The organism is Microcystis sp. M53598_WE2 (genome assembly GCF_030067735.1).
Classification (GTDB): domain Bacteria; phylum Cyanobacteriota; class Cyanobacteriia; order Cyanobacteriales; family Microcystaceae; genus Microcystis; species Microcystis aeruginosa.
Window position 1 is genome coordinate 1 of record NZ_JASJFE010000704.1, and the last position, 4,752, is coordinate 4,752.

The 4,752-nt window shown below is 46.7% G+C and carries 3 protein-coding genes; 2 read left to right on the forward strand and 1 reads right to left on the reverse strand.

Going from position 1 to position 4,752, the window contains the following annotated elements:
• Positions 1 to 156: 156 nt before the first annotated feature.
• Positions 157 to 2,607 carry a transglycosylase domain-containing protein gene (locus PX636_RS14355; protein ID WP_288117648.1) on the forward strand — a complete coding sequence of 817 codons (2,451 nt, stop codon included), beginning with the start codon at positions 157 to 159 and terminating at the stop codon, positions 2,605 to 2,607.
• 390 nt (positions 2,608 to 2,997) lie between these two features.
• On the opposite strand, the gene PX636_RS14360 is transcribed toward PX636_RS14355, so the two are convergent.
• Positions 2,998 to 3,186 carry a hypothetical protein gene (locus PX636_RS14360; protein ID WP_079205920.1) on the reverse strand — a complete coding sequence of 63 codons (189 nt, stop codon included), beginning with the start codon at positions 3,184 to 3,186 and terminating at the stop codon, positions 2,998 to 3,000.
• A 203-nt stretch (positions 3,187 to 3,389) separates the two neighbouring features.
• Here PX636_RS14360 and cobW point away from each other — a divergent pair, with 203 nt between their 5' ends.
• On the forward strand, positions 3,390 to 4,424 hold the full coding sequence (cobW, locus tag PX636_RS14365; protein WP_288117647.1) for a cobalamin biosynthesis protein CobW: 1,035 nt from the start codon (positions 3,390 to 3,392) through the stop codon (positions 4,422 to 4,424).
• Positions 4,425 to 4,752 lie beyond the last annotated feature (328 nt).

The window sequence follows — 4,752 nt, forward strand, 5'->3', positions numbered from 1 at the left end:
CCGACACAACATCCAGAATCCCCGATCTCCGTCGCCACACAGAACTGCGGCGGAATGAGAGGCGAGTTTCATGCTAAACATGGACGCAAGCTATCCATGCTACGCAAGCTCATCACCCCTCACCTGGACTTCCTCATCCTCACCCGCTCAACTAACATGAAATACAAACAAAAACTTAGTCAATTTTTTCATAATCTCGCTAATAAATTAGAGAATTCCGAGCAACCCCCTAAAGTCGATCCTATTGACTCCAAATCTGCGCCCGTTGCTGGGGAAAAGCCAGTAGAAGCAGCTTCCGAAGAAAAAAAGGTTAATTTAGTCTCCCGAACCAGTAGCAAGGCTCTAGAGACGTTAAAACCCTTAAAAAACAAATTTACTACCCTGATCGACAATTCTCCCTTACCGCAATGGCGACAACATCCCCGCTTTGGGTTGTACTTGGGATTGGGATTAGGCGTAACTGGGGGCATTTTAGGGGTAGGTTGGGGCATTTATCGCCTTGAAACCTCTCTACCGCAAAATATCGCCGATATACAAACCTATGCTCGTCCCGGCACCCTAACCATTCAAGCCGCTAATGGGGAAATCCTCAAGCAAAATGGCCCTAGCACTTACGAAACCGTGAAAATTGCCCAAGTTCCCCCACTGGTACAGGAGGCCTTTATCGCTAGTGAAGACCGCCGTTTTCGCCAACACGGGGGAGTTGATGGCCAGGGTATTGCTCGCGCTCTCTTTTCTAACCTGAGAGCCGGGGGAGTGGTGGAAGGAGGCAGCACCATCACCCAACAATTGGCCCGGATTGTCTTTTTATCCCAAGAAAGGAGCTTTGATCGCAAATTACGGGAAATGCGTATCGCTCAGAAAATAGAAGATAAATATACAAAAGACCAGATTTTAGAGCGTTATTTTCACCTAGTTTATCTCGGTTCCGGGGCCTACGGTCTGGCCGATGCCGCTTGGTTATATTTCAGTAAACCCGTCGATAAATTAACTCTAGCCGAAGCTGCCACCCTTGCCGGGATTGTTCCCGCTCCTAGTCTCTATTCTCCCCTCGAAAACCCTAAATCTGCCCTAGAACGGCGTAATATCGTCCTAAAAACTATGGCCGAGGTGGGATTTATTACTAACGCTCAAGCAGAACTGGCGATCGCATCTCCCCTAGGTCTGAAAACCAGTCCCCTAAAACGTCTGCAACGGCAAGCGGCCTACTTTACCGATTATGTGGAAAAAGAACTGCCGCAACTGGTTCCCGCTAAAACCCTAGAAGCGGGGGGATTGGTGGTAAAAACTACCCTTAATCCTCGTTGGCAAAGGGAAGGGGAGGAAGTGGTAGAAAGAGCGGTTTCTCGTTATGGCAGGTGGCAGAACTTCCAACAGGCAGCTTTAGTGGCAATTGACCCCAAAAATGGGCAAATTAAGGCCATGGTCGGGGGAATTGACCACGATAAGAATCAATTCAATCGGGTGACACAGGCAAAACGTCAGCCAGGATCTACTTTTAAACCTTTTGTCTATGCGGCGGCGATTGCGGCGGGGAAATCCCCCTATTCTAGTTATAAAGATGCTCAGTATGTAGTGGATGGTTATAAACCGGAAAACTACGGCGATAAGTATAGCGGCCGCGCGGTGTCCATGCGCGATGCTTTGACTTCTTCCCTGAATGTGGTGGCAGTTCAGGTGTTAGTGGCTGTGGGTTGGAATCCGGTGATTAAATTAGCTCAAGATATGGGGATCCAGTCGAAACTTTTACCCACTTATTCTTTGGCTTTGGGTGCTTCGGAAGTCAATCTTTTAGAATTGACCAGCGCCTACGGAACCTTTGCTAATAATGGTGTGCATCAACCAGTTTACGGTATTAATCAGGTACTCGATCGCAATGGTAAAGTAATTTATCAAGCCAATTTTAAACCGAAAACTGCTCTCAATCAAAACACGGCAGCGACGATGACTTGGATGCTGCAGGATGTGGTTAATTCGGGAACGGGAACCCCCGCACAAATTGGTCGTCCGGTGGCAGGAAAAACCGGCACTTCTGATAAAGCTCGTGACCTTTGGTTTGTCGGTTATATTCCCCAATTAGTCACGGGAATTTGGCTCGGTAATGACAATAATAAACCCACCAATGGAGCCAGTACCATGTCCGCTTGGATGTGGCGACAATTTATGTTAGGAGCAATTAAGGATATTCCCTATCAAGGTTTCCCAGAACCGAATTTAGGCAAACGTCCGGTGACATTAAAAGCAGAACCAATTAAACCCCGACGTACCTACTTTACCCAAACTACTAACAATCGTTTAGCCAGCAGCGATGAGGGTTCCCCCACCGAAGGACCCATCCGCAGACGGCGACGGGTTCGGGTAAGTCGTGAGCAAACTATCGTCCGTTCTAATACTAGCGAACCCAGCCAACGCCGTTCTAGTCGTCGGCGTACTACCGTTGCTCCTACCAGCGCCGCTGCTCCTAGTCCTGAAAATACGGCCCCCGCAGCAGCCGAACCGATTACCGTTCCCGTCAATGTGGCGGCTCCCGACACTCGTTCGGTTCCCCTAGAGGTAACTTCTCCCCCCGATGTGGCTCCTCCTGCACCCCCGGCAGAAAGACGCTGAATCGGCACGACAACCCTCGCAGGATTTGCGGGGGTTACAGAGGATACTTTATCTCTGCTGATTTCTGAAAGCCTTGTAAATCAAGAGTAAAAATATAGTTGCACACGGGGTTAAATCCGTTGAGTATAGGCTACATATCAGGAGAGACAGTCATGCAAGGGGAGTGACTCTTAAATTATTACAGATGCGTCAGCAGCCGTCCCCCAACGGGGGGTTTGGGTAGGGTTGATTCATGAATCAACCCTACTATCACTCAACCCTAGGGTTGAGTGATAAAACCGAAAGTAACGCCCAATTTTAGGAGAAAGTTTCCCCTTAAAAATCCCAAATTAGTAGATTTACAAAAATGAGATGCACCCGTTTTAGATATCCTCTTTTTCACCAAATTTATTAATCTAATTGAACCGAATGCTCTTGTTTTAATTGCTTTTGGATAGCTTTTACCGTCTGCTCAATTTTATTGATTCCGCGAGAAGAAGGGCGATTTACCCTATCAGCTAGAGGAGAAGTTTGTTGAATAGCAATGCTTAAATAAAGAGGAAAAGCGAGGGTAAAGGCTAAAAAAAGACGTTGTAACATAATCCACTCCCACAAAAGTTTTTCAGCGATTATTTTAACCGGCTGAAACTTTTACCAGAATAACGACTAACTAGGAAAATTTCAGCTAGTTTGTGACAGTCCGGCAATTGGTGGGGCAATCCTAAAGAATTAGCGCTGAAACCCTCAACCCTAGACCGAGAGTCTGATACATTGATCTAGAAACATGATCGATCGCTCTATCTATGCACAAAATTCCAGTTACTGTGATCACGGGTTTTCTGGGTGCGGGAAAAACTACCCTCATCCGTCATCTACTGCAAAATAATCAAGGCCGCCGGGTGGCCGTTATGGTCAATGAATTCGGAGAAGTGGGAATTGATGGTGATTTGTTGAAAAGTTGTCAGACCTGCGATGACAACCCTAACGATAATATTGTGGAATTGACCAACGGTTGTCTGTGCTGCACAGTACAGGAAGAATTTCTCCCCACCATGCAGAAATTGCTGGAGCGACGGCAACAGTTGGATTGTATGCTGATCGAAACTTCTGGATTAGCTTTACCTAAACCTCTGGTTCAAGCTTTTCGCTGGCCGGAAATCCGCAACGGGGCCACGGTGGACGGAGTAATCACCGTGGTGGATGGTTTTGCTGTCGCTAGGGGTCGTCTGGTGGCGGATTTGGACGCTTTAACGGCACAAAGGCAAGCAGACCCCAATTTAGAACACGAAACGCCCATTGAGGAGTTATTTGAGGATCAGTTAGCCTGCGCTGACCTGGTACTCTTAACTAAAACCGATCTCATCAGCGAAATTGAATTAGAAAAAATTATTAGTTGGCTGAAAACACAACTGCGATCGACAGTAAAAATAGTTACTTGTGCCGATGGACAAATTAGCCCCGATGTGCTATTGGGATTTAATGCCGCCGTCGAGGATAATTTAGCTAGTCGTCCTAGTCATCATGATCACGAGGAAGAACACGATCACGATGAGGAGATCAATTCTGTGCAGTTTTGCCTCGATTCTCCCGTAGATGCCCGAATTTTGACCCAACGGCTCAAAGAATTGGTGGCCCGAGAAGAAATCTATCGGGTCAAGGGATTTGTTAACGTGGCCAATAAACCGATGCGTATGGTGTTACAGGGAGTCGGCGATCGCTTTGATTCTTTCTTCGACCGACCCTGGCAATCCACGGAAATGCGGCAAACTCGCTTGGTCTTTATCGGCCGCTCCCTCGATGGTCAGAGAATCGAGCAGGCCTTAACTAGGGTTTGCTGAAGAAGTTTTTCCTAGGGACAGGGTGTGGGGTAGGGAGATTATTTTTATTTATTCTCCCCTCTCCCTTCTCCTTTCTCCCCCTCTACAATAATTACTCGCAGCCAGAAATACGTTGGGTACTATCATACTTTGTGCTTTTTGTCAAAAAAACTTTTTTTTTGCAATAAAACTACACAAAAAAAAGATCATCGTTATGGGTGAAATTGACTGATTTGACCGTCTTAATTAGGATCACCTTCTAGGTGTGGCAAGGGTTTCAACCGTTGCTGCCCAAAAAAGCACAGAAAAAGCCATTATGAAATTCCATAAAATCGCTGTTACCATCATA